Here is a 22,806-nt window from a genome sequence, read left to right as displayed (position 1 = left end):
TTCTGTAATAATTTTAAAGATTATAAAAGGAGTTAATATGAGTTTGTTTGGTACGTTTAGTGTTGCTCAAACTGGACTTAGTGCTTCAAAATATGGTATTGAAACTGTAAGTAATAATATCGCAAATAAAGATACTGATGGATATAAAAAACGTGTAACAGATTTAAGTGAAGTTGGGCAAATGGGGTCTAGTATCACTGGAAGAGGTGTAAGCGTTGATGGTGTATCTAGAGTTACTTCTCAATATTTGTATGATAATTATATGAAAGAATATACTAAAACTAGTTACTATGATAAAATGACTAGTATGCTGGGTAGTGTTGAAAAAGTATTTGCTGAAACTGATACTGCAGGATTATCGGTTGATTTAAATAACTATTTTACAGCAGTTGAACAGTTAAGATCTAATCCAAATTCTCAAATTTATAAAAGTTATTTACAATCACAAGGACAAGTCCTTGTTGAAAGTTTACAAAGACTCTATTCAAGTGTTGAACAACAGCAAGCACTTGAAAAAGTTGAATTAAAAACAGATGTTAAAGAAGTGAATTCTATTTTAAAAGAAATTGCTGATATCAATAATAAACTTGAAAATTCTACAACTTCTTCAAATGATTTATTAGATAAAAGGGATGCTTTAGAACTTAAACTATCAAAATATGTAGATGCAGATATAAATAGGGATAATGGTTATGAAATAAAAATTGGTGGAGCAGTTGCATTAAGCAATGGAACATTCAATAGAGAAATCGAAATTAATTATAAAGATACTAAACAAATAGACAAATTTAATTATATAGATAGTACTACAGGAAAAGTATTAGATTCTTTAAAATATAATGAAGATGGAACAGCAAAAACAGTTTATGACACAAATGATGTAATTACATATACATTAAATAATGATGATAATCTTTCTGTATCAATTCAAATTGGAGAGGTGTTACCTGCAGGTTGGGATGGTAATCCATCAACACCTGCAACTACAGTTGATAATGACAATTTAACTAGAGCTTTAGCTTATAAAATAAATAATAATCAAAATTTGAATCAATATGTTACTGCATATAATGGGGATTACAATAATGATTATATGGTTTATGCAGATGATGATAGAGGTTTGAGTACAGCTTCTGATAAATATTTAACAGTAATATCAAATGAAGCAGGTATAAATAATGAATTTACAGGAACAATTAGTGTAGTTAGATATGATGCAGCAAATGAAGTTCAAGAGAGAGAGGCATTGTATAAAAATGAATCTCAAAGCACAACAGCAGAATCAGATGTAGTTCTTAAAATACTCGAGCAAAATGTGAATTTATCAAGTGGAAGCATAAAAGCTCAAGTTGAAAATTTATCTTCATCTTCACCAAATAATAAAATTCAATCGTATCTTGATGGCTTAGATTCTTTGGCAGCAACTTTATCGGATATTTATGATCAATATATTCAAGTTGGTGAAAGTGATTATATTTATGGACAAAATGCAGCCAATGATTATAATGGAACTCCTATGGGAGAAATAGTTTCTGTTGGATTATTCACAGGAACAAGTGTTAAAACATTAGCATTTAATAAAAATGCTGTAAATGATTTAAAACAAGATCAAATAGAATATTTAGCGACAATACAGTGGAAAACTGATCTGTCTTTTGATGAAAAAGGGCAAGATTCAACAGCTACAAATACAACTTCTCTGAGTGAGTATTTTAGAAATATAAAAGTGAACATTTCAAGTGATACTGAAAGTGCAAAATATTCACAAGAAATTCAAAGTAATGTTGCACAAACAATAGGAACAGCATATAATAATATTGTAAAAGTTGATGAAGATGATGAAATGGTAAATTTAATGAAATTGCAAGCAGCATATACTGCAAATGCACAAATGATAACAGCTATTGATGAGATGATACAAGTTATACTTGGATTAAGAAGTTAAAAGTTAAATTAAAAAAAGGAGTATAAAATGGCTGGCGTATTAGGACTAGGTTCAAGTGGATCAACAAGTTTAAATAGTGAAATGATTGAAAAATTAAAAGAAGCAGATAAAGCGTCTAGTGTAACACCTTTAGAAGAAAAGCTAGAAAAATTTACTACAGAAAAAGAAGTAGTTGCAAATATTCAAACAAAAGTTAGTGAACTATTATCTGCTGTAAAAGTATTTAGTTTAAATCAAACAACTGGAGTAAATGCGTTTCAACAAAAAAGTGCAAATGTAACGGGAGATGGTGTATCTTTTGATTCTGATGATCTAAGCGCTTTAAAGAATGGAACACTTAGTGTAAAAGTAGAACAATTAGCACAAAAAGATGTTTGGCAAACAAATCAATTTGATGGAACAACTGTAACAAAAGATAGTTTAGTAAATCAAGGTAGCTTAACTATTAATGGAACTACAATTGACACAAGTGACAAATCATATAGTGATTTAGTTACAGAAATAAATAAAATTGATGGAGTTCAAGCTTCTTTAGTTGAAGATTCTGCTGGTAAATTTAGAATTTCTATAAAAAGTAGCGAAACTGGAGAATCAAATAAAATTGATTTTACTGGTTCAGATTCTACAGCTTTGTCTCATTTTGGATTTGATAATAGTGCAAACAATGTTTTACAAGCGCAAGATATGAAAATGAAAGTTGATGGGGTTGATTATTCTGGTAGCTCAAACACTATAACAATAGATGGAATTAAAATAACAGCAACTAAATCTACTGGAGAATCTACTATTAGTATTGAAGATGATAGTTCTAGTCTTACTACACAGATGCAAGCATTTGTTACAGCATATAACAATTTAAATTCATTAATATCTGATGAAGTATATAATACAGATTCTTCTTTAGGAGATAAAGCTTCTATTAGAGATATTATGTCTCAATTAAAAGAACAGCTATTTGGTACAGGAAATAACGACAAAACAATATTTAGTTATGGATTTTCTTTTGATTCATCAAATGGAAATTTAGTTTTGAGTACAACAGAATTTGAAAATGCAATTAAAAATGATAAGGAAGGATTACAAAGTTTATTTGTTGGAGTTCCTGAAAAAAAAGGTATAGCGACAGCATTAGATGAATTAATTTCTAATAGTGGAATAAATAAAGCTTTAATTGATTATGAATCAAATATGTTATCAAGAGAAACAAAATTAACAGAACAAAAAGATGCTGCACAAGAAGCATTAGATGCTAAATATGAGTTAATGGCACAACAATTTGCTGCATATACAACAATAATAACTCAGATGGAGAATTCATTTTCTGGATTGAAATTATTAATCCAACAGTCAACATCAAGTAGTTAAGTAAGAGGGAATAGATAAAAATCTATTCTTCTTTTATATTTTAAGTAAAAACTTTATATACTATATAAAGAATTATTTTGGAGTTATGAATTTATGGGAATTGAAGAATACAATCAGCAAAATGCCATATCAGATGATCCTTATGTTTTAGTATTAAAACTGTATGAGGGAGTTATCAAGTTTCTTTCTTTTGCAAAAAGTGCAATACAAGATGGAGATATAGAAAAAAAGTTTACTTATATAAATAAAGCAATTGCAATCTTTGATGAATTAAGAAGTGTTTTAGATTTTGATGGAGGAGATGTAGCTTATTATTTAGATGGACTATATTTATATCAAATAGAAACACTTTTTTCTGCTGGTATTGATGACAATGTTAATTCAATTAATCAAGTTATGAAAGTTACACAAGGACTAATGGAAGCATGGAAAGACGAAACTGGTCTTTAAAAGCATTAAATGAATTGATTTATATTGATTCACTTGATTCATTTGAAAAAGGCGATGCTTTAGTAAATTGGTACAATGACTATTTGAGTGAAAATCCAATTGAGAAGTTTGATTTAGAACTTAAAGATTTAAAAATGTTAGAAGAGTTGTTTTTTAGAAATATTAACTTTTTAAAAGAGATAAAAGAAGAAGCTAGACAAGAGTTAATAAGAATAAGAAAAGTAAAAAATTTTTTAAAAAACTAATTCATTTATCTGAATTTTATTAGTATAAATATAGTTTCTAATATTTTTAGGTATATTATTAACTCTACACAATTCTTTAAACTTTTTATCCATTGACTTCTCAATTTTAGGTGCTATCCAGATAAATTTTTCTGTAATAGAAATATTTATTTTATGACTAATAGTTATCTCTTTTTGTTTTAAAATCTCTTCCCTTTGCGCTGAGCTTAATAAAAAACCTCTTTTTTTTAAACTATTATCTATAATTCTAATATTTAGATTATTGTCATTTTGATTTTTATAAATTTCTAATTCATTAAAATTTTTTATAGGTTTAATTTCAATATTTAAAGAATTTATATCATCTTGTAGATACTTAAATGATTTTTTTATTCCATTAGTATATTCACTCAATAATTTATCAGAAAAATTATGTCTAAAATAGTTTCTTTTATATTTTTCATCAAAATTTGAATTATCTATAAAATATTTTATATTTTCTTGTTTTAAAAAGTTTTCTAACTCTTCTTTTGTAATTTCAAGTAAAGGTTTATAAACTTTGTAGTTTTCTTTTTGTTCAAATTCATTAAATCCAATTAGTTCAACTAAACCTGCACCTTTTGTTAATTGCATTAAAAACCACTCTAATTTATCATTTAATTGATGAGCTGTGATTAGAGTTTCATAAGAGTTTTCATCTATTACTTCTTCAAAAAACTTATATCTTATATCTCTTGCTGTTTTTTCAAAATTTGAAGTCGATTCCAATTTTATATCTTTTATATAAATTTGTTTATTATATTTTAAAGCTAACTCTTTTGCATAATTAACTTCATCTTTTGATTGAACTCTTACGTTATAGTTTACAATTGCAATATCAAAGGGAATATTTTGTTTTAAAAGTAGGAAAAATAGTGCAGAAGAATCAACTCCAGCAGAGAATGCTAGAAGATTTTTTGACTCTTTTATTGCACTAAAATTTAAGTTCATAATTATTTGATTACTGTTGCAAGTAATTTATCTCCAACAAGTTCAGTTACTTTTACAGTATAAATTTGACCAAATTTGATTTGCTCACCTTCACTTAATTCATTATCATTTATATAAATTTCACCATCAATACTTGGAGCCCAAATAGTTTTTCTAGCACTCAATAGATATTCGTGTTCTTCACTTTCACCATCAATATAAACTTCAAAAGTTTTTCCAATTTCATTCTCAAGTGATTCTTGTGTAGTTTGAGAAATGATTTCTCCTAAAACTTCAGCTCTTTCATCGATTAGTTCTTGTTCAACTTTATCTGTTCTAGTTTCAGCAGTCGTTCCCTCTTCATCAGAATATGAAAATACATTTGCTCTATCGAATTTAAAGTTTTCTACATAATCGCAAAGTGCTTCAAAATCTTCTTCCGTCTCTCCTGGATGTCCAGCAATAAATGTTGTTCTTACAAAAGAGTTTGGTTTACTTTTCATGTGATTCATAAGCTCATTTAATTGTTCAACACCTTTTCCTCTTTTCATAATTTTTAACATTGAAGGAGTTATATGTTGTAAAGGCATATCAAAATAGTTTACAAAAACTTTTGAATCAGCAATTTTGTCTATTAAAGATGAAGTTGTTGTTGATGGATATAGATATAAAATTCTAGCTGTTTTAATACCTTCGATTTTTTCAACTTCTTCTATTAGAAGTTCAAGTCCATTTTTTACATCTAAATCTCTTAAAAATGAAGAAGAGTCTTGAGATACAAAGGAAAAATCAACATAACCTTTTGCTACAAGTGCTTTTACTTCTTTTACAAGTGACTCTAATGTTCTTGAGTGAAGTTTTCCTTTAAATGAAGGAATAGCACAAAATGAACAGGCTTGGTTACAGCCTTCGCTTAGTTTTACATAAGCATGATATGAAGAACCTGTTATTACTCTTTCATTTGTTTCACTTGCTAAAAATACTTCAGAAGTAAAGTTGCTTCTTTTTTCATTTACAAGTTCATCGATTTTATCATAATCACCAACTCCAGTGAAAACATCAATTTCTGGAAGCTCTTTTTGTAACTCTTCTTTATATCTTTCACTTAAACATCCAGCCATAACTAAAACAGATTCATTTTTTCTATCTTCATGAAGGCTTAAAATTGTATTGATACTCTCTTGTTTTGCGCTATCTATAAATCCGCAAGTATTTACTATAATCACATCTGCATTTTGTGCATCATCTGTTAGTTGATAATCACTTAATCGTCCAAGCATAACTTCACTATCTACTAAATTTTTTGTACAGCCAAGGCTTACCATATGCAGAGTTTTTTTAGGTTTTTGTATTGAAAATTTCATTAATTTAATTTATCCATATTATTTTTCGCGAATTTTAGCATAATCGATTGTTTTTGTAAAATTTATTTTAAAGCCAAATATTATCAAGTAATCTTGTATTTCCAAATCTAGCAACTACTAAAATGATTGTATTTGTAGGCTCAATAGTTTCAAGTTCATTAAATTCTTTATCTACAATAGCTACATATTCAACATCTAGTATTGACATAACTTCATAAATTTTATCTTTTACAGCTTTTACACTTCTTTCTCCACTTGAAATTAATGAACCAGCCATATAAAGTGATTTTGAAATTAATAGTGCATCTTTTCTTTGTGTTGGGTTTAGATAAATATTTCTTGAACTAAGTGCCAATCCATCTTCTTCTCTTACAATATCACATGGAACAATATTGATTGGTAAAAAGAAATTTTTTACCATTTGTTGAATAAGTGTTAGCTGTTGAGCATCTTTTTTTCCAAAATAAGCATTTGTTGGTTGAGTTAAATTAAATAGTTTTAAAACAACTTGTAAAACACCATCAAAATGTCCTGGTCTTGTTTTTCCTTCTAAAATATAACTTTTATTTGGAGCTTTTACTAAAACTTCTTCTTTTGTATACATTGTTGAAATTTCAGGCATAAAAACATAATCAACTTTACACATTTGACAAATCTTTTTATCAGCTTCATCACGTCGAGGATATGCGTCTAAATCTTCACCTGGTAAAAATTGAGTTGGATTTACAAAAATCGAAACTATTACAATATCATTTTCATTTCTTGCTTGTTTGATAAGAGAAATGTGTCCATTATGTAAAGCACCCATTGTTGGTACAAGACCAACTTTTCCTAAAGAGTTTTTTCTTATGTTTTGTAACTCTTCAATAGTTTTTAAAACTTGCAAAATTTATCCTTTTTTATATTTATTTTTCTTGATAGTTTGGATTTAATTTTAGTAAAAATAAATCAGCAATCATATTTCCAATAAGTGTTAAAAATGCTCCAATTATAAGTATTCCCATAATAACTGGATAATCATGGCTTAATGCACTTTGATAAAATAGTAATCCCATTCCATCTATTGAAAAAATTGTTTCAAGTATTACTGAACCACCAATGATTCCTGGAAGAGAAAGTCCTAGTAAAGTTATAACTGGTGGATATAAGTTTGGTAAGATATAAAATCTTAAAATCTGTTTTTTATTTAATCCTCTAGCATGAGCAAAAAATATGTAATCACTTTTTAAAATCTCAACAGTCAGACTTTTAATATATAAAATTAAACTTCCTATTCCACCAAAAACAATAATAAAAATAGGCAAAACTAAATGCCAAGTATAATCTAAATAATAAGTTAAACTTCCATCGTTTGGAACACTATGAAGTCCAGCTATTGGAAAAATCTCAAAATTTATTGCGAAAACTAAAACTAAAATAAGTGCTAAATAAAAAGATGGCATTGCAAAACTTAAAAGTGAAAGTTGTTCTGTAGCTTTATCAAAAAATGAGTTTTTGTTTAAAGCTGATTTAATACCAAAATATAAAGAAATGATGAAAATTAGAAACATCGATAAGAGATTTATTGTAAGAGTGATTGGGATTCTATTTAAAATCTCATCTTTTACCATCTCTCCACTTGAAAAAGAGATTCCAAAATCAAGTTTTAAAATAGAATAAATCCAAGAAAAAAATTGTACATACAAAGGTTTATCAAGCCCATAAATAGCTTTTAATTGTTCGATTGATTCAGGAGTTATATTTGGATTTAATTCTCCACTTGCAAAAAAAGAGTTTGGTGCAGCATTTATTGCAATAAATGAAATCAAGCTAATGATAAATAACATAACTATAAGATATAATAATTTTTTTATAAAAAGTTTCATGGTCGAAATTATACAAAAGATAGGTTTAAATGATAGGTATAGATATAACTTCAACAGATAGAATAAAAAAAATGTATGAAAAATTTGGTGATAAATTTTATGAAAAGTTTTTAAATCCTGATGAAATTGAATTAATCAAAAAGCCAGAAACAGCAGCTGGATTTTGGGCGGCAAAAGAAGCGGCTTCAAAAGCAATAGGAACTGGAATTGGCGGTAGTTGTAGTTTTCATGATATTAAAATAAAAAAAGATGAGTTGGGAGCACCAAAAATAAAGTATAAAAAAGAGATTAGAAAAAAATTTGGTATAAAAAAATCTCACCTTACAATAACTCATGATGCAGGTTTTGCAATAGCAGTTGTTGTAAATGTTTTGAAAAAAAAGTAAAGATACTATAAGAATTACTTCTTATAGCATTTTTATTAAAACAATTTCAAAATAACTTGAATTATTGTAGCATTTATTAAATCGACAAAAAACGCTCCACAAAGAGGAACAATTAAGAAAGCTTTGTGAGAAACTCCATATACGTTTGTTATAGCTTGCATATTTGCAACTGCTGTTGGAGTAGCACCTAATCCAAAACCACAATGACCAGCAGCTAAAACACTAGCATCATAATTTTTACCCATAGCTCTAAATGTTACAAAATAAGCATATAAAATCATAACAATAACTTGAGTAACTAAAATTACAGATAATGCACCAGCTAAATTCGATAATTGCCAAAGTTTAAGTGAAAGCAGTGCCATTGCAAGAAATAAAGATAAAGAAGCATTTCCAAATACGTCTATAGCTCTATCAAAAATTTCTACTTTTAGTATATTTTCTAAAACATTCCTTAAAATTACACCACCTGCTAATGCCCAAACAAAAGTAGGTAATTCAAATGATGTTCCTTTTGAAAAACCTGTCATAAAATCAGCAAAAGCTAAACAAGCTGCAAAAAGTCCTAAAGTTGTAATTGCACTATTTGTAGTGATTAACCTTACTGCTTTTGGATACTCAAATGGTACAAATTCATCAATTACTTTTTTATTTCCAGTGTCATTCTCGTCTTTTTGAAGATGTCCATTTTTAATTTTATATCTATTTATTAGAAGTTTTGCAAGTGGTCCACCAATAATTCCACCCATTACAAGACCAAAAGTAGCACCTGCCATACCAAGAGCAGTAGCATTTTCTATACCATATTTTGTTTCTAATATACTTCCCCAAGCACCAGCAGTTCCATGTCCTCCCGTAAGAGTTATTGAACCAGCGATTAATCCAATAAGTGGATCAATACCTAAAATTGTAGCAAGTGAAACACCAACAAAATTTTGAACTACAATAAAACTAGCTATAACAAAAAGAAAGATTACAAGGCTTTTTCCACCTTCTTTTAGTTTATAAAAGTTTGCACTAAGTCCAATTGATGCAAAGAAAATTAGCATAAAACTTGTTTGAAGTTCTGTACTTGTTGTTATACTATATCCAAAAAAGTAGTGTACAACAGTCGTACAAAGTGCTGCAACAAGACCTCCAGCAACTGGTTCTGGAATATTATATCTTTTTAGAAAGTCTATTTTATTTACTAAGACTTTTCCTATAAGTAAAACTATAACGGCTATAATTAGTGTGTAATATGGATTAAATGTAAAATTCATAAGTTTTTTTCCTTTATTAAATTATTTATTTTTTAAATATCGTTCTAATATTATTTTAGCAGCAAGTGAGTCAACTCTGCCATCTCTTTTATATTTTATTTCACCTTTGATTAATTCTTCTGCTTCAATTGAACTCATATTCTCTTCACAAAATTCATATGGAATTTGAAGTTCAAGTAGGTTAACAAAGTGTTTGATTCTGTTTTGCATATCTTCACTTGAAGTGGGGAAACCAACGATTAGTTTTTCAATTTCCCACTCTTTTAAAAAAGTATTTACATCATTAGCAGCTTGATTTCTATTTTTTCGTAAAATTGCATTTTGTGGAGTTACTATATCACTTGTAAGACAAATGGCAACGCCAATTCTTTTAAGACCTACATCAATCGAAGCTAATTTCAAGAGATAATCTCATTTGCAACATCAAATCTATTTGCTGTCATCAAGTGAATTTTTGGATGAAGTTTATTTAACTCTTTAAATAAATTGTTACTTAATTCCATTCCTACTTTATACTCTTCTTCTTCACCAATATTGTGAGCTTTCTCAAGAGCATCAATCCAAAATTGTGGAACATGAATTCCAGGAACTTGTGCAGATAAAAATAGTGCTGTTCGTAGTTTTGTTATAGGGAAAAGTCCAAAAATTAATTGAGATTTTCTTTTATCTCCTTCAACATTTTCTTTAGCTATATCAAAACTTTCAAGAAGTTTTTGTGCATTTTCTATATCGAAAATAGGTTGAGTGATAATTCCTATTGCTCCATTTTGAATTTTTAAGTGCATTTTTTTCTCTAAAGAAGAGAAATTTTTTGCATAAGAGTTTACAACAGCAAAAGGAAATATTTGTTTTGGTTCGATTTTAAAAGGATGTCCTGCAAAGTCCATTCCATAATTAAATGATTTTATCATTTTCAAAAGCATTAAAGAGTTTGCCTCAAAAACACCTTTACTATTTGGCTGATCACTCATTTTAGCTGGATCACCTGTTAATGCTAAAATTGCACGAACATCAAAATCATTTGCTCCAAGTAAATCTGATTGCAAAGCAATTTTATTTCTATCTCTCATAGTCATTGTTGCAATTACTGGTTTTTTAAACTCTTGTTGTAATTTTAAAGCAGCAAATAAAGAGTTGTATCTTAACTTTGCCAAAGGATTATCTGTGCATGAAAAACCATCAATTTTATCTTGTAGATTAAATTTTTTTATTTTTTCAATGATATTGTGCATTGAAGGCTCATGTTGAGGAGTTGTTTCAAGAGTTAAATATTTATCTTCTTGCAGTTTTTGTATAAGTGTTTCAAACATTAGAAAAAAGTTTCCTTTTATATATTTAGTTAAAATTGGGTATTATTATACCTTTTAAAGACTAAAATTAGGGAAAATTGATGAAATTAGCTGTTTTTGATTTTGATTCAACACTTATGGATGGTGAGACAATAGATTTTTTAGCACAAGAGTTAAATCTTGGTGCAAAAGTAGCAAAAATCACTGAAGAAGCTATGAGTGGAAGATTAGATTTTTTTGAATCTTTAACTACAAGAGTAGCTTTATTAAAAGGTTTAGAATATAAAAAAGTTGTAGAGATTTGTGAAAATCTTCCTTTGATGAATGGTTCGTATGAACTTATTCCTGAATTAAAAAAGATGGGTTATAAAGTAGTTTGTTTTTCAGGTGGATTTAGAGTTGGAACAACACCCGCTAAGATAAAATTAGGTCTTGATGCTGATTTTTCAAATGTTTTACATGAAAAAAATGGAGTTCTAACAGGACTTGTTGGTGGAGATATGATGTTTGGTTTTTCAAAAGGTGATATGCTTCAAAGACTTCAATCAATTTTAGGTGTTTCAAGAGAAAATACTTTGGTTTGTGGTGATGGAGCAAATGATTTATCTATGTTTGAACATGCAGATACAAGAGTTGCTTTTTGTGCAAAAGAGATTTTGAAAAAAGAAGCAAATATCATAGTTGATACAAAAGATTTAACAAAAATTTTAGATAATATAAAGGCTTAATAATGGGATTAAAAGAAGAAATAAATTACTCTTTATGGTGTGATTTTATTGAAAGAGATTTTTTAGAAAATAGATTTAAAGAGATAATCAACAAAGGTATTATTCAAGGTGCAACTTCAAATCCTGCTATTTTTGAATCATCAATTACAACATCGGTTGCATACAAACAACAACTTGATATGTTACAAGCAAATAATGAAAAAACTATTTATGAAGAGTTGGCATTAACTGATATTAAAAGAGCAGCTTTTTTACTAGATGATTTACACAAAAAAGATGCAGATGATGGGTTTATTTCTATTGAAGTTGATCCACTTTTATGTGATGATGCTGCTGGAACTATTGAAGAAGGAATTAGACTTTATAGCTCTATAAATGCTGAAAATGTTATGATAAAAATACCTGCAACAAATGCTGGATATATAGCTATGAGAGAGTTGACTTCAAGAGGAATAAATGTAAATGCAACTTTGATTTTTTCTCCTTTTCAAGCTATTAAATGTGTACAAGCTTTAGATGAAGGAATAAAAGATTCAAATAAAGATATAAAAGCTGTTATTTCGGTATTTGTTTCAAGATTTGATAGAATGATGGATAGTGAACTTTCTAGCAAGGGACTACAATCATCAAAACTTGGAATCATCAATGCAACAAAATGTTATTATGAAGTAAATAAATTTGAAAATGCTAATATTAGAACTTTATTCGCAAGTACAGGTGTAAAAGGAAATGAATTAAGTCCAAGCTATTATATAGATAATTTGATTTATCCAAATTCTGTAAATACTGCACCACTAGCTACTATTGAAGATTGGTTAACTGATGGAAAAAAAGAACAAACAACAATTATGAGTGAATCAGATTGTGACAAGTATTTTGAACTTTTAAAAGATAAAGGTATCAAAATGGAAGAAGTTTATGAAAAACTTTTAACTGATGGTTTAGAAGCATTTAAGAACTCTTTTAAAGATTTGCTTTCAAAATTAAAACATTAAAAAGATTTTAAGATATATTGGATAAAATTTTTCCAATAATAAAATAATATAATAAAGGTAAACAAAATGAATAACTGGACTCCAAGTAGCTGGAGAAATTTTCCTATAAAACAACAACCAACTTATAATGATTTAGAAACTTTGGCACAAGTAGAAAAAGAACTTGCTTCTTATCCTCCTTTGATATTTGCTGGTGAAGCATTAAATTTAAAAAAACAACTTGCAAAAGTTGTAAATAGAGAGGCATTTTTACTTCAAGGTGGAGATTGTGCTGAATCATTTAATGTTTTTAATGCAACAAATATAAAAGATTTATTCAAAGTAATGATGCAAATGGCAGTTGTTTTAACTTTTTCAGGTGGTTGTCCTGTTGTAAAAGTTGGACGAGTTGCAGGTCAGTTTGCAAAACCTAGAAGTGCTGATTTTGAAGATATAAATGGATTAAGTCTTCCTTCATATAGAGGAGATATTATAAATGATATTGATTTTTCTTTAGAATCAAGAGAACCAAAAGCAAAAAAACTTTTAAAAGCATATAATCAAAGTGCTGCAACAATGAATCTTTTAAGAGCATTTGCAAGAGGTGGAATGGCTGATTTAAATCAAGTTCATTTATGGAATTTGGATTTCGTAAAAGATAATACTTTAGGTACAAAATATGAAGAACTTGCAAATAAAATAAGTGAAAGTTTAGCATTTATGAAAGCCTGTGGAATTACAAGTGAAAATACTCCACAATTAAATCAAACAACACTATTTACTTCTCATGAAGCATTGTTGTTAAATTATGAACAAGCATTAACTAGACGTGATTCAATAACTGGTGATTGGTTTAACTGTGCCGCTCATATGTTATGGATTGGAGATAGAACAAGAGAACTTGATGGTGCTCATATTGAGTATTTTAGAGGAATTAATAATCCAATAGGATGCAAAGTAGGACCATCTATGAAAGAAGATGAATTACTTAAATTAATAGATACTCTTAATCCAAATAATGAAGCTGGAAGATTAAACTTAATAGTTAGAATGGGTGCAAATAAAATAGCAGATCATTTCCCTAAACTTCTAAAAAGAGTTGAAGAAGAGGGTAAAAAAGTGCTTTGGTCAAGTGATCCAATGCATGGAAATACAATCAAAGCTGAAAATGGTTATAAAACAAGAGATTTTGAAGCTATTTTAAGTGAAGTAAAACAATTTTTCCAAATACATAGAGCTCAAGGTTCTTATGCAGGTGGAATTCACCTTGAAATGACAGGGCAAAATGTAACAGAGTGTACAGGAAGTAAATCTTCTGCTGTAACTGAAGGAGATTTAGCAAGTAGATATCATACTCAATGTGATCCAAGATTAAATGCTGATCAAGCTTTGGAATTGGCGTTTATGATAGCTGACACACTAAAAGAAGCAAGAAAGTAGTAAAAGAAAAATTTCTTTTACTGCATAATCATTTATAAAAAAATCTTTTTATACTCTTCTTCATCCCAAGCTACAACTAACTTATCACCATATTCAATAACAGGTCTTTTAAAAAGCATTGGTTCTTTACAAAGCCACTCATATTTTCCATTATCATCAAGATTTAGTTCTTTTAGATTTAAAGTTTTATATTTTGTACCTTTACTATTAAAAAGAACATTTATATCTACTTTTGTAGTCCAATTTTTTATTTGAGAAGCTGTTGGAGAATTCTGTTTAAAATCAAAAAAATCAACTTCAATATTATGGTCTTTAAAAAATTTTAGAGCATTCCTTACACTTCCACAAGTTTTTATTCCATAAACTGTAATCATATACTATTCCTTTAAAAAAGTTCCCTTTTTAAAGGGAAACCAAAATATTTTATGACTACTTTTTAGCAGGATTTATAAAAAATCCTTAAAAGTAGCTTGTTCTTTAGAACTCTCTTTGAAAAAATTCTAAAGAGCTTTATGAATAAAGCTTTACTCGATTATTTTTGGAACTATGAAATAACCATCTTCACTTTTTGGAGCATGATTTAAAATATGATTTGATAGTTCTAAATTTTGTTTTGAAGTATCTTCTCTTAGTGGAGTTCCACCTTCAATAGTGCTGAAAGTAGCTTCGATATTTGATACATCAATATCATTTAAGTTTTCAACAAAGTTTATAATATCAGCTAATTCTGATTTTAGTTTCTCTTTTCTTTCATCATCAACTTGTAAACTTGATAATTTTTCTAATTTTGCAATTAATTTATCATCAACTGTAATCATTTTTTATCCTTAATTTTTCTCATTTATTTTATCAAAAAAGTGTTTATTTGCTTCTTTTAGCGTAAAACTCTTTTTTAAATTCACCCCAATTATCTGCTAATATAGCTTCTCTAGCTTGTTTCATAAGATTTAAATAGTAGTGAATATTATGAATTGAAGCTAGTCTAAAATATGTTATTTCTGCTGCTCTAAATAGATGATTTAGATAAGCTCTACTGAAGTTTTTACAAGTGTAGCAATCGCATTCGTTATCTATTGGATTTGCATCATCTTTAAATTCGGCTTTTTTGATATTTAGCTTTCCAAAACTTGTAAACAATGTTCCATTTCTTGCATTTCTTGTAGGCATAACACAATCAAACATATCAACACCACGTTCAATATTTTCAACTAAATCTTCAGGTGTTCCAACGCCCATAAGATATCTAGGTTTATCTTTTGGCATAAATTGAGTTGTCCATTCAACAGTTTCATACATATCTGCATTTGGTTCACCAACACTTAATCCACCAATTGCAAAACCATCATAGTCAGTCATTGCACAAAGTTGTTGGGCACTCATTTTTCTAAACTCTTTATCTGTACCACCTTGAATAATCGCAAAGATATTTTGATGCGTTCCAATACCTTTTGATTTTTGTTCCATATGATAATCAATAGCTTCTTGTGCCCATTTTGTGGTTCTTTCAATTGATTTTTGGATTCTTTCTTTGGTATTTGGAAGAGCTACTAAATCATCTAAAATCATCATAATATCGCTATTTAAATCATATTGAGTATCCAAAACACTTTGTGGTGTAAAGTAATGTTTACTTCCATCGATATGAGATTTAAAAGTGATTCCATTTTCATCTGGTTTACTATTATCACTTAATGAAAATGCTTGAAATCCACCACTATCAGTTAAAAATGAGTTAGGAAATTTTGAAAAGCCATGAAGTCCACCAAACTTTTTGATTAGTTTACTTCCTGGTCTTAAATATAAGTGATAAGTATTTCCAAGAATTATTTTTGCTCCAAGTTCAAGCATATCATTTGCATCAAGAGCTTTTACCGTTCCTTGTGTTCCAACTGGCATAAAAACAGGAGTTAAAATAGTGCTATGAGCAGTTTTAATTGTACAAGCCCTAGCTCCTTGTGAAGTTGCATCGATTTTAAATTCCATAAATTATAAAAACCTTTTTTTTAGATAAGCTGTTATTGTATCTAAAGTAAGATTTATCTATCGTAACTCAAATATAGAATTAATTTTTTTAAGATATAATTTTGCCTATGAAAAAAATATTGATTATATTAGATGGAATAGTTGCAAAAAAACTATTACAAAGAATTGTAGAAGCAAATACAGGTGATAATAGTTATGATGTTATTTACATAAATGATGTTATTTTACCTGTTCAAAAACCTTCAAACTTTACATTTTATAAATTTGACCCAACATCAAAATCAAAACTATCTATGGTTTTAGATAAAAATATCCATACAGAAGTTTTGATGGCACTTAATTCAAAAGATGAAATATTAAATGTTATTAAAAATATTAGAGAATATAAGAAAAACCTTCAAATCACAATTTTAGACTATTGGGGAATAAAAGTTAGCAATGACCCAATGCTAAATGTATATAGAGGAATTGAAGTTTTAGCAAATGGAATGGTTGAACGTCTTCCTAATGTTCCAGTTTTAGCACAAAATATTGGATTAAAACAAGGTGAAATTATGGAAATAAGAGTTCCATTTGGAAGTTCTTATGCATATCGTTCTATTGGTTCAATTGAGCAAAAACAGTGGAGAATTTTTGGGCTTTATAGAAACCAAAAAATGATAGATATAAATCCAACTTTAGTTTTAAAACCAAATGATTTGATTTTAGTTATTGGAAAACCAAATATTTTGATGAATATTTATAATGCTATAGGAAAAACACAAGGACAATTTCCTATGCCATTTGGAAGTAAGATTTATTTGTATTTAGATTTATATTTAGAGAATGAAATTAGTATAAAAAAAGCTCTTGATGAAGCAAAATATATGAATGAAAAACTAAAAAATTCTTTATTGATAGTAAAAGTTACACGACCAACAACTGTTCCAATTATGAATTTAATAAAAGAAGAGTTAAAACACTTCCCAACTATTGTTTTGCAAATTGATTATGCAAACAAAGGTTTTATAAAAATATTAAAAGAAGATAGTAGAAAATATAATATTGGTATGTTGATGCTAACATCTGAAATGTTTAAGTATAAAGAGTTTATAAAAGATACATTATTTGATTTAAAAATCCCAATATTCAAATTTGGAAAAGAGAGTTTAAAAGCAGTAAAAAGAACAGGTGTTGTTTTAAATGACACAAAATCTTATGAACAAATTTCTCCAATAGTATTTGATGTTTCAAGTCAATTGAAAATAAAAACTAAACTTTTTGATTTAGACCCAATTGGTGAAAAAGATGGAAAAATAACTTTAGTTGACCATTTTGAGAATTTAGCAAAATTGTATAATGAAAAAATAGAAATTGTTTCAAGTAGTGAAAACCCAATCCGAGAATTGAAAAAACAAAAAGATATGCTTCAAATTTTGCCTTTAAAGAAAAAAATGTTTAAAAAAAGAGTACTTTTTAAAATTTTTAATACAAATAGCGATGTTATAGCATTTGACATGAATAAATTTAACCAACTTCTAATCCCAGTTTCAGAAGAAAATTAAGGAAATATATGAATTTTGAAAAATATCCATTTGAAAAATTAAATGAACTATTAAAAGATATAGTTCCAAATGATAAATATGAATTATCAGCTTTAACTATTGGTGAACCAAAGTTTGAAACACCACAATTTATACAAGATAAATTAAAAGAGACAAGCTCTTTTTTACGAAAATATCCCTCAACTATTGGTGAACCTTTTTTGAGAGAATCTATGATAAATTTTGTAAAAAATAGATTTAATGTATCTTTAAAAATGAGTCAAATAATTCCAACATTTGGAACAAGAGAGGTTTTATTTAACTTTCCTCAGTTTGCTTTATTTGATAAAAAAAATCCAGTTATTGCATTTACTAATCCTTTTTATCAAATTTATGAAGGTGCAGCAATTGCTAGTCGTGCAGAGGTTATTCATATAAACTTGACAAAAGAGAATAATTTTAAAGCAAATTTGAGTGATGAAGAACTAAAAAGATGTGATTTAGTTATTTTAAATTTCCCAAATAATCCAACATCAGCTTCAATGGATATTGATGAATTAGGAATTTGGGTTAAAAAAGCTTTAGAATTTGATTTTATACTTGTAAATGATGAGTGTTATAGTGAAATCTATTTTGATGAAAATACAAAACCAGCTTCTCTTTTAGAAGCATCTATAAAAGTAGGTAATAGTGAATTTAAAAATGTTTTAGTTATGAACTCTATTTCAAAAAGAAGTTCTGCACCAGGACTACGAAGTGGATTTATAGCTGGTGATGAAACTATTTTGAAAGATTATTTGCAATATAGAACTTATATTGGTTGTGCAAGTCCTGTTCCTTTACAAGAAGCAGCAGCAGTTGCTTGGAATGATCAAAATCATGTGGCAGAGTTTAGAAAAATATATAAAAGAAATTTTGAGATTGCACAAGAGATTTTAGGAATACCAACTCCTGAAGCAACATTTTATATTTGGCTTGAAGTAGAAAATGATTTAGAATTTACAAAAAGTTTATATAAAGAAAAAAATATCAAAGTTCTACCTGGAAGTTTTTTAGGAAGAGGTGGACTTGGAAAAGAGTATGTAAGAATTGCTCTAGTTGAAAATGAAGAGAAAACTAAAGAGAGTTTAAAAAGATTAAAGGATTTTATAGATGGATAAAGAAGAGCTTTTTCAAGCAAGAACAAATCTTGATTTTCTAAAGTATTTAAATGAAACAAGAGTTAATTCTATAAAAGCAAAAGATATAGCTTTAATGTATGAAACTCTTGATTCAATGTTGGTTTTAGATTTAGATGAAGAACAAATAAATGAACTTTACCAAGAAATCTTAAAATTAGCATTTGAAAATGTAGAAAAAATCATAAATAAAAATAAAAAATTAAAGCTTGAAGATGAACATCTTTTTTATGCTAGAGCTTTATATGAACATGCGATTGAAAAGTGGTCAAATGAAAATTTTGATGGAGCAAAAGAGCTACTTTTTGTAATGGTAAATCTAATTGAAGATGAACTTTTACAAAAAGCTCTAAATGTATTAATCATCTTTTTATCTTCAAAAATGGAACTTGATGAATTTTATGATTCAAAAGTTGATTTAGAAAAAGCTAGTGATGAGAAGTATGGATATTTTATAGTGAATTTTAATTTTGATAGCCAAAAGTATTTAAAAGAAAATAAAAAAATTTTAGAACAAGAGTATGAGAATCTAAAACATTTGATAGTGGAGCATAAATAATGAAAGTGCATTTTATAGGAATTGGTGGGATTGGTCTTTCTGCATTAGCTAGATTTTTAAATTTTGATGGACATGAAGTATCTGGGTCAGATATGAAAAATTCACCAATTACAAAAGCTTTGGAAGATGAAGGAATAAAAGTTTCTTGTCCCCAAGATGCATCTAATATAAAAGATGATTTTGATTTAGTTATCTATTCAGCAGCTGTTACAGATGAAAATCCAGAATTAATACAAGCAAGATTAAAACAGATTAGAACACTTTCAAGAAAAGAAGCTTTACCTATTATTTTAGGGGACAAAAAAAATTACTGTGTTGCAGGAGCACATGGAAAATCAACTACAACTGCAATGCTAGCTTCTATTTTAAATAGTTCTGCATTAATTGGAGCAATTTCAAAAGATTTTGGTTCAAATTTTAGATATGTTGATAAGTTAGTTGCTTTTGAAGCAGATGAAAGTGATGCTTCTTTTTTACTTTCAAATCCATATTGTGCGATAGTTACAAATGCTGAGCCTGAGCATATGGAATATTATCACTATGATTATGATAAATTTTATGAATCTTATGAAAAATTTTTAAGTTTGGCAAAAGTAAAAGTTGTAAATGGTGAAGATAAAGATGTTGCAAAACTAAAAATAGAAAATGCAACTATTCTTTATCCTTCAAAAGATATAAAAAATCTTTGTTATACTTTAAAAGATAATCAACCTTGTACTAAATTTGATTTAAAAGATTTAGGAACTTTTGAAGTTTGGGGATTTGGTTTTCATATGGCTACAAATGCTTCTTTAGCAATTCTTGCCGCTTTAAATGAACTTGATATTGAAACTATTAGAAAAAATCTTTTAAACTACAAAGGAATTAAAAAAAGATTTGATATTGTTCAAGCAAATGAAAAATTTGTTGTAATTGATGATTATGCACACCATCCAACAGAAATAGAAGCAACTATGAAATCAATTGAGTTATATGATAACCTTACAAATTTAAATAAAAGAATAGTTCTTTGGCAACCTCACAAATATAGTAGAACAAGTGATAATCTTGAAGGTTTTAAAAAGTGTTTTAGAAGATGTGATGAGCTTATAATTCTTCCTCTTTGGACAGTTGCAGGCGAGAAAAAAATAGAAATAGATTTTCCAAAAGAGTTCGCATCATATAATCCAATTTTTGCAGATAGAGTTGTTGCAACAAAAGGAAAGATTGAACTTATAAAAGATGATAAAATCATACAAACTTATGAAGAAGGGATATTTTTAGGCGTTGGTGCTGGAGATATTACTTATCAATTAAGATTAAAATAAAAATTGGATTAGTTTAAAAAAACTTTTCCATTTTCAATTTTGATTTTTCCATCAAGTTCATATTCTAAAATCTCATTTGGGTATTTTTGCATAGCATCTTCAATATTTGGAGATGTTTTACAATATTCTAAGACTTCATCTAGTTGTTCTTTCTTATTCTTATTTCCAGTAAAATTCTCAACAAACTCATCAATATCATAAATAACTTCAGCTAAACCTTTTTTAATTAATTTTTGTGTTCCTAAACTTTCATTTAATCGATGAGGTAAAGTATATATTTTTTTATTCATATTTAAAGCAAATTCTACAGAAGTTAAACTTCCCGAGTTTAAATCAGCTTGAGTTACGATTAAGACCTCACCAAGTGCAACTACAAATTCATTTCTTAATACAAAAGTGTAGTTTCTAGCAACTTCTTTTTCTTTATAAGTTGATAAAATAAGTCCATTGTTTTCTATATCGATAATTAAATTTTTATTTACACTTGGATATCTTATATCAAGTCCATTTGCGACAACTGCAATTGTATTATTTGATTTTGCACCAGTATGAGCAATACTATCAACACCCATTGCTGCACCACTTACAATACAAATATTATTTGAGGATAATTTAGATGTTATCTCCAATGATAAATCGAACTCAAATTCCTCCTAATTCAACATATTTTCATCTTTTATGACAAGAATAAAACAAACTAATTACATAAATAAATAGAAATAAAATTCGGATTACAATAAAAAGGAGAAATAAATTATGAAAAGAATATTGTTAAGAAGGAGAAATAAATTATTAAATATTTGGTGTGGACTTGTAAAGTGATTTAATAAGTAAATAAGTCCACTTAGTATAAAATTTTAACCTTATGGAGATATTATGAACAATTTTATGGAAGAAAAAAGTTTTACAAATAGATTTATTATTGATTTAGTAGCTGATTTTTTAGAAAATAATAGCAATAGTTATAGTAAAAAAATAACTAATATATTAATAAAAGAGATTAATAAAAATGATAGAATTCTAGCAAATAAGTTTAAAAACTTATTTAATAATAGTAAGATAATAGAAAGTGGAATAACTAGAAATAAGTCTTTTGGCTATTCTAATATTCCAATGGATAACAATAATAGTTTATTAATTGATATTTCAAAAGTAGAAATTAATCAAGATTTAATTATATGGAATGAAGATATAAAAAAATCATTACATCAAATTATTTTAGAATATAAAAATAAACAAAATTTGTATAAAGATGGACTAAAGCCAATTCAAACAGTTTTATTTCATGGTTTACCCGGTGTTGGAAAAACATTAGCTGCACAATACTTGGCAAAAGAACTAGGGCTTCCACTGTATGTACTAGATTTAGCTACAGTTATGAGTAGCTATTTAGGGAAAACAGGAGGAAATATTAAAACAGTTTTTGAATTTGCTGCAAATAATGAATGTATATTATTTATCGACGAATTTGATGCAGTAGCCAAACAAAGAGGAGATGAAACAGAAATTGGAGAGCTGAAAAGACTTGTAACAGTTTTACTTCAATCAATTGATACTTGGAATGATAATTCAATATTAATTGCGGCAACAAATCATCAAGAACTTTTGGATAGAGCAATTTGGAGACGATTTGATGAAGTTATCGAATTTGAGTTACCAACAATTAATGCAATAAGTTCTATAATTAATAAATATTTTAATGATTTACCAATTGAAATGATTGAAATACTTAGTAAACTAAATATAGGAAAATCATATGCTGATATCGTTCGTATTTGTTTAAAAATAAAAAAGAATATCAGTTTAAATAATGTTAAGACTATAGAAGCAGTTTCTGAGTATATTGTAAATAATAATTTATTACTTGATAAGGAATTGAAAGTTTTATTTGCTACTATTCTTATACAAGAGTTAAAATTTAGTCAAAGAAAAGTAAGTGAATTATTGAATATTTCACGGGATACAATTAGAAAGAATATATAATTAAAGGGGAGG

Annotated in this window: 24 protein-coding genes; 13 read left to right on the top strand and 11 right to left on the bottom strand. The window is 27.6% G+C overall.

Annotation, left to right across the window (positions count from 1 at the left end; all coding sequences use genetic code 11):
• Positions 1-37 precede the first annotated feature (37 nt).
• From flgK to B0175_RS02760, 4 genes are all read left to right on the top strand, one after another.
• Complete coding sequence (gene flgK / locus B0175_RS02775; protein WP_108527178.1) at positions 38-1,945, top strand: flagellar hook-associated protein FlgK; 1,908 nt, start codon at positions 38-40, stop codon at positions 1,943-1,945.
• Between the two features lie 27 nt (positions 1,946-1,972).
• Positions 1,973-3,310 (top strand): flagellar filament capping protein FliD, encoded by a 1,338-nt coding sequence (gene fliD / locus B0175_RS02770; protein ID WP_108527177.1) that lies wholly within the window; start codon positions 1,973-1,975, stop codon positions 3,308-3,310.
• A gap of 93 nt (positions 3,311-3,403) precedes the next feature.
• Positions 3,404-3,760 (top strand): flagellar export chaperone FliS, encoded by a 357-nt coding sequence (gene fliS, locus B0175_RS02765; protein ID WP_108527176.1) that lies wholly within the window; start codon positions 3,404-3,406, stop codon positions 3,758-3,760.
• The gene (locus B0175_RS02760) at positions 3,736-4,005 is read left to right on the top strand and encodes a hypothetical protein (RefSeq protein ID WP_108527175.1); all 270 of its coding nucleotides are present in this window, start codon (positions 3,736-3,738) and stop codon (positions 4,003-4,005) included. Before fliS ends, B0175_RS02760 begins: the two co-directional genes overlap by 25 nt.
• Here the strand turns inward: B0175_RS02760 and tilS are convergent.
• From tilS to B0175_RS02740, 4 genes are all read right to left on the bottom strand, one after another.
• On the bottom strand, positions 3,994-4,974 hold the full coding sequence (gene tilS, locus B0175_RS02755; RefSeq protein ID WP_108527174.1) for a tRNA lysidine(34) synthetase TilS: 981 nt from the start codon (positions 4,972-4,974) through the stop codon (positions 3,994-3,996). The genes B0175_RS02760 and tilS overlap by 12 nt on opposite strands.
• 2 nt (positions 4,975-4,976) lie before the next feature.
• Positions 4,977-6,317: a 30S ribosomal protein S12 methylthiotransferase RimO gene (gene rimO, locus B0175_RS02750; RefSeq protein ID WP_108527173.1), complete on the bottom strand. Its 1,341-nt coding sequence runs from the start codon at positions 6,315-6,317 to the stop codon at positions 4,977-4,979.
• 67 nt (positions 6,318-6,384) lie between these two features.
• Positions 6,385-7,203, bottom strand: coding sequence for a pantoate--beta-alanine ligase (gene panC / locus B0175_RS02745; RefSeq protein ID WP_108527172.1), 819 nt, complete (start codon positions 7,201-7,203; stop codon positions 6,385-6,387).
• Between the two features lie 19 nt (positions 7,204-7,222).
• Entirely contained in the window at positions 7,223-8,182 is a 960-nt protein-coding gene (locus B0175_RS02740) for an ABC transporter permease (RefSeq protein WP_108527171.1), read from the bottom strand.
• Positions 8,183-8,211: 29 nt separating this feature from the next.
• On the opposite strand from B0175_RS02740, the gene acpS reads away from it, so the two are divergent.
• Positions 8,212-8,568, top strand: a complete 357-nt coding sequence (acpS, locus tag B0175_RS02735) for a holo-ACP synthase (RefSeq protein WP_046996960.1) — start codon at positions 8,212-8,214, stop codon at positions 8,566-8,568.
• Between the two features lie 35 nt (positions 8,569-8,603).
• On the opposite strand, the gene gltS is transcribed toward acpS, so the two are convergent.
• From gltS to B0175_RS02720, 3 genes are read right to left on the bottom strand one after another with little or no spacing between them, the layout of a single operon-like run.
• Positions 8,604-9,830 (bottom strand): sodium/glutamate symporter, encoded by a 1,227-nt coding sequence (gltS, locus tag B0175_RS02730; protein ID WP_108527170.1) that lies wholly within the window; start codon positions 9,828-9,830, stop codon positions 8,604-8,606.
• A gap of 21 nt (positions 9,831-9,851) precedes the next feature.
• Entirely contained in the window at positions 9,852-10,232 is a 381-nt protein-coding gene (ruvX, locus tag B0175_RS02725) for a Holliday junction resolvase RuvX (RefSeq protein ID WP_012012090.1), read from the bottom strand.
• The gene (locus tag B0175_RS02720; protein WP_108527169.1) at positions 10,229-11,140 is read right to left on the bottom strand and encodes a methylenetetrahydrofolate reductase; all 912 of its coding nucleotides are present in this window, start codon (positions 11,138-11,140) and stop codon (positions 10,229-10,231) included. The genes ruvX and B0175_RS02720 overlap by 4 nt, the downstream gene beginning before the upstream one ends.
• Positions 11,141-11,220: 80 nt before the next feature.
• Here B0175_RS02720 and serB point away from each other — a divergent pair, with 80 nt between their 5' ends.
• The 3 genes from serB to B0175_RS02705 all read left to right on the top strand — a co-directional run bounded on the left by serB (position 11,221) and on the right by B0175_RS02705 (position 14,261).
• A complete protein-coding gene (gene serB / locus B0175_RS02715) occupies positions 11,221-11,847 on the top strand; it encodes a phosphoserine phosphatase SerB (RefSeq protein WP_020847261.1) in 627 nt (208 codons plus the stop codon).
• Between the two features lie 2 nt (positions 11,848-11,849).
• Entirely contained in the window at positions 11,850-12,842 is a 993-nt protein-coding gene (locus tag B0175_RS02710; protein ID WP_108527168.1) for a transaldolase, read from the top strand.
• A 66-nt stretch (positions 12,843-12,908) separates the two neighbouring features.
• Positions 12,909-14,261, top strand: a complete 1,353-nt coding sequence (locus B0175_RS02705) for a class II 3-deoxy-7-phosphoheptulonate synthase (RefSeq protein WP_108527167.1) — start codon at positions 12,909-12,911, stop codon at positions 14,259-14,261.
• A gap of 32 nt (positions 14,262-14,293) precedes the next feature.
• Here the strand turns inward: B0175_RS02705 and B0175_RS02700 are convergent, their stop codons facing one another.
• The 3 genes from B0175_RS02700 to tgt form a co-directional block, all read right to left on the bottom strand.
• A complete protein-coding gene (locus tag B0175_RS02700; protein ID WP_108527166.1) occupies positions 14,294-14,635 on the bottom strand; it encodes an arsenate reductase family protein in 342 nt (113 codons plus the stop codon).
• 150 nt (positions 14,636-14,785) lie between these two features.
• Entirely contained in the window at positions 14,786-15,076 is a 291-nt protein-coding gene (gatC, locus tag B0175_RS02695) for an Asp-tRNA(Asn)/Glu-tRNA(Gln) amidotransferase subunit GatC (protein ID WP_108527199.1), read from the bottom strand.
• A 46-nt stretch (positions 15,077-15,122) separates the two neighbouring features.
• Positions 15,123-16,244 (bottom strand): tRNA guanosine(34) transglycosylase Tgt, encoded by a 1,122-nt coding sequence (gene tgt, locus B0175_RS02690; RefSeq protein ID WP_108527165.1) that lies wholly within the window; start codon positions 16,242-16,244, stop codon positions 15,123-15,125.
• 107 nt (positions 16,245-16,351) lie between these two features.
• On the opposite strand from tgt, the gene B0175_RS02685 reads away from it, so the two are divergent.
• The 4 genes from B0175_RS02685 to murC are packed head-to-tail and all read left to right on the top strand — an operon-like array spanning position 16,352 to position 20,811.
• Positions 16,352-17,788, top strand: a complete 1,437-nt coding sequence (locus B0175_RS02685; protein WP_228156053.1) for a COG3400 family protein — start codon at positions 16,352-16,354, stop codon at positions 17,786-17,788.
• An 8-nt stretch (positions 17,789-17,796) separates the two neighbouring features.
• The gene (locus B0175_RS02680; protein ID WP_108527163.1) at positions 17,797-18,927 is read left to right on the top strand and encodes a succinyldiaminopimelate transaminase; all 1,131 of its coding nucleotides are present in this window, start codon (positions 17,797-17,799) and stop codon (positions 18,925-18,927) included.
• Positions 18,920-19,504 carry a hypothetical protein gene (locus B0175_RS02675; protein ID WP_108527162.1) on the top strand — a complete coding sequence of 195 codons (585 nt, stop codon included), beginning with the start codon at positions 18,920-18,922 and terminating at the stop codon, positions 19,502-19,504. Before B0175_RS02680 ends, B0175_RS02675 begins: the two co-directional genes overlap by 8 nt.
• Complete coding sequence (gene murC / locus B0175_RS02670) at positions 19,504-20,811, top strand: UDP-N-acetylmuramate--L-alanine ligase (RefSeq protein WP_108527161.1); 1,308 nt, start codon at positions 19,504-19,506, stop codon at positions 20,809-20,811. Before B0175_RS02675 ends, murC begins: the two co-directional genes overlap by 1 nt.
• Positions 20,812-20,819: 8 nt before the next feature.
• On the opposite strand, the gene B0175_RS02665 is transcribed toward murC, so the two are convergent.
• Positions 20,820-21,440, bottom strand: coding sequence for a DNA-processing protein DprA (locus tag B0175_RS02665; protein WP_228156052.1), 621 nt, complete (start codon positions 21,438-21,440; stop codon positions 20,820-20,822).
• A gap of 247 nt (positions 21,441-21,687) precedes the next feature.
• Between B0175_RS02665 and B0175_RS02660 the strand changes: the two genes are divergently transcribed.
• On the top strand, positions 21,688-22,794 hold the full coding sequence (locus tag B0175_RS02660; protein ID WP_108527160.1) for an AAA family ATPase: 1,107 nt from the start codon (positions 21,688-21,690) through the stop codon (positions 22,792-22,794).
• The last annotated feature ends 12 nt before the right edge of the window (positions 22,795-22,806 follow it).

Source organism: Arcobacter lacus, from assembly GCF_003063295.1.
Taxonomy (GTDB): domain Bacteria; phylum Campylobacterota; class Campylobacteria; order Campylobacterales; family Arcobacteraceae; genus Aliarcobacter; species Aliarcobacter lacus.
Note: the sequence above shows the minus strand (reverse complement) of the source record. Positions and strands in the feature narration are given on the sequence as shown.

Excerpts from the sequence above, each read along its gene's own strand:
- flgK (WP_108527178.1), top strand. The coding sequence starts at position 38 with ATGAGTTTGTTTGGTACGTTTAGTGTTGCTCAAACTGGACTTAGTGCT.
- fliD (WP_108527177.1), top strand. The coding sequence starts at position 1,973 with ATGGCTGGCGTATTAGGACTAGGTTCAAGTGGATCAACAAGTTTAAAT.
- fliS (WP_108527176.1), top strand. The coding sequence starts at position 3,404 with ATGGGAATTGAAGAATACAATCAGCAAAATGCCATATCAGATGATCCT.
- B0175_RS02760 (WP_108527175.1), top strand. The coding sequence starts at position 3,736 with ATGGAAAGACGAAACTGGTCTTTAAAAGCATTAAATGAATTGATTTAT.
- tilS (WP_108527174.1), bottom strand. The coding sequence starts at position 4,974 with ATGAACTTAAATTTTAGTGCAATAAAAGAGTCAAAAAATCTTCTAGCA.
- rimO (WP_108527173.1), bottom strand. The coding sequence starts at position 6,317 with ATGAAATTTTCAATACAAAAACCTAAAAAAACTCTGCATATGGTAAGC.
- B0175_RS02740 (WP_108527171.1), bottom strand. The coding sequence starts at position 8,182 with ATGAAACTTTTTATAAAAAAATTATTATATCTTATAGTTATGTTATTT.
- acpS (WP_046996960.1), top strand. The coding sequence starts at position 8,212 with ATGATAGGTATAGATATAACTTCAACAGATAGAATAAAAAAAATGTAT.
- gltS (WP_108527170.1), bottom strand. The coding sequence starts at position 9,830 with ATGAATTTTACATTTAATCCATATTACACACTAATTATAGCCGTTATA.
- B0175_RS02720 (WP_108527169.1), bottom strand. The coding sequence starts at position 11,140 with ATGTTTGAAACACTTATACAAAAACTGCAAGAAGATAAATATTTAACT.
- serB (WP_020847261.1), top strand. The coding sequence starts at position 11,221 with ATGAAATTAGCTGTTTTTGATTTTGATTCAACACTTATGGATGGTGAG.
- B0175_RS02710 (WP_108527168.1), top strand. The coding sequence starts at position 11,850 with ATGGGATTAAAAGAAGAAATAAATTACTCTTTATGGTGTGATTTTATT.
- B0175_RS02705 (WP_108527167.1), top strand. The coding sequence starts at position 12,909 with ATGAATAACTGGACTCCAAGTAGCTGGAGAAATTTTCCTATAAAACAA.
- B0175_RS02700 (WP_108527166.1), bottom strand. The coding sequence starts at position 14,635 with ATGATTACAGTTTATGGAATAAAAACTTGTGGAAGTGTAAGGAATGCT.
- tgt (WP_108527165.1), bottom strand. The coding sequence starts at position 16,244 with ATGGAATTTAAAATCGATGCAACTTCACAAGGAGCTAGGGCTTGTACA.
- B0175_RS02685 (WP_228156053.1), top strand. The coding sequence starts at position 16,352 with ATGAAAAAAATATTGATTATATTAGATGGAATAGTTGCAAAAAAACTA.
- B0175_RS02680 (WP_108527163.1), top strand. The coding sequence starts at position 17,797 with ATGAATTTTGAAAAATATCCATTTGAAAAATTAAATGAACTATTAAAA.
- B0175_RS02675 (WP_108527162.1), top strand. The coding sequence starts at position 18,920 with ATGGATAAAGAAGAGCTTTTTCAAGCAAGAACAAATCTTGATTTTCTA.
- murC (WP_108527161.1), top strand. The coding sequence starts at position 19,504 with ATGAAAGTGCATTTTATAGGAATTGGTGGGATTGGTCTTTCTGCATTA.
- B0175_RS02660 (WP_108527160.1), top strand. The coding sequence starts at position 21,688 with ATGAACAATTTTATGGAAGAAAAAAGTTTTACAAATAGATTTATTATT.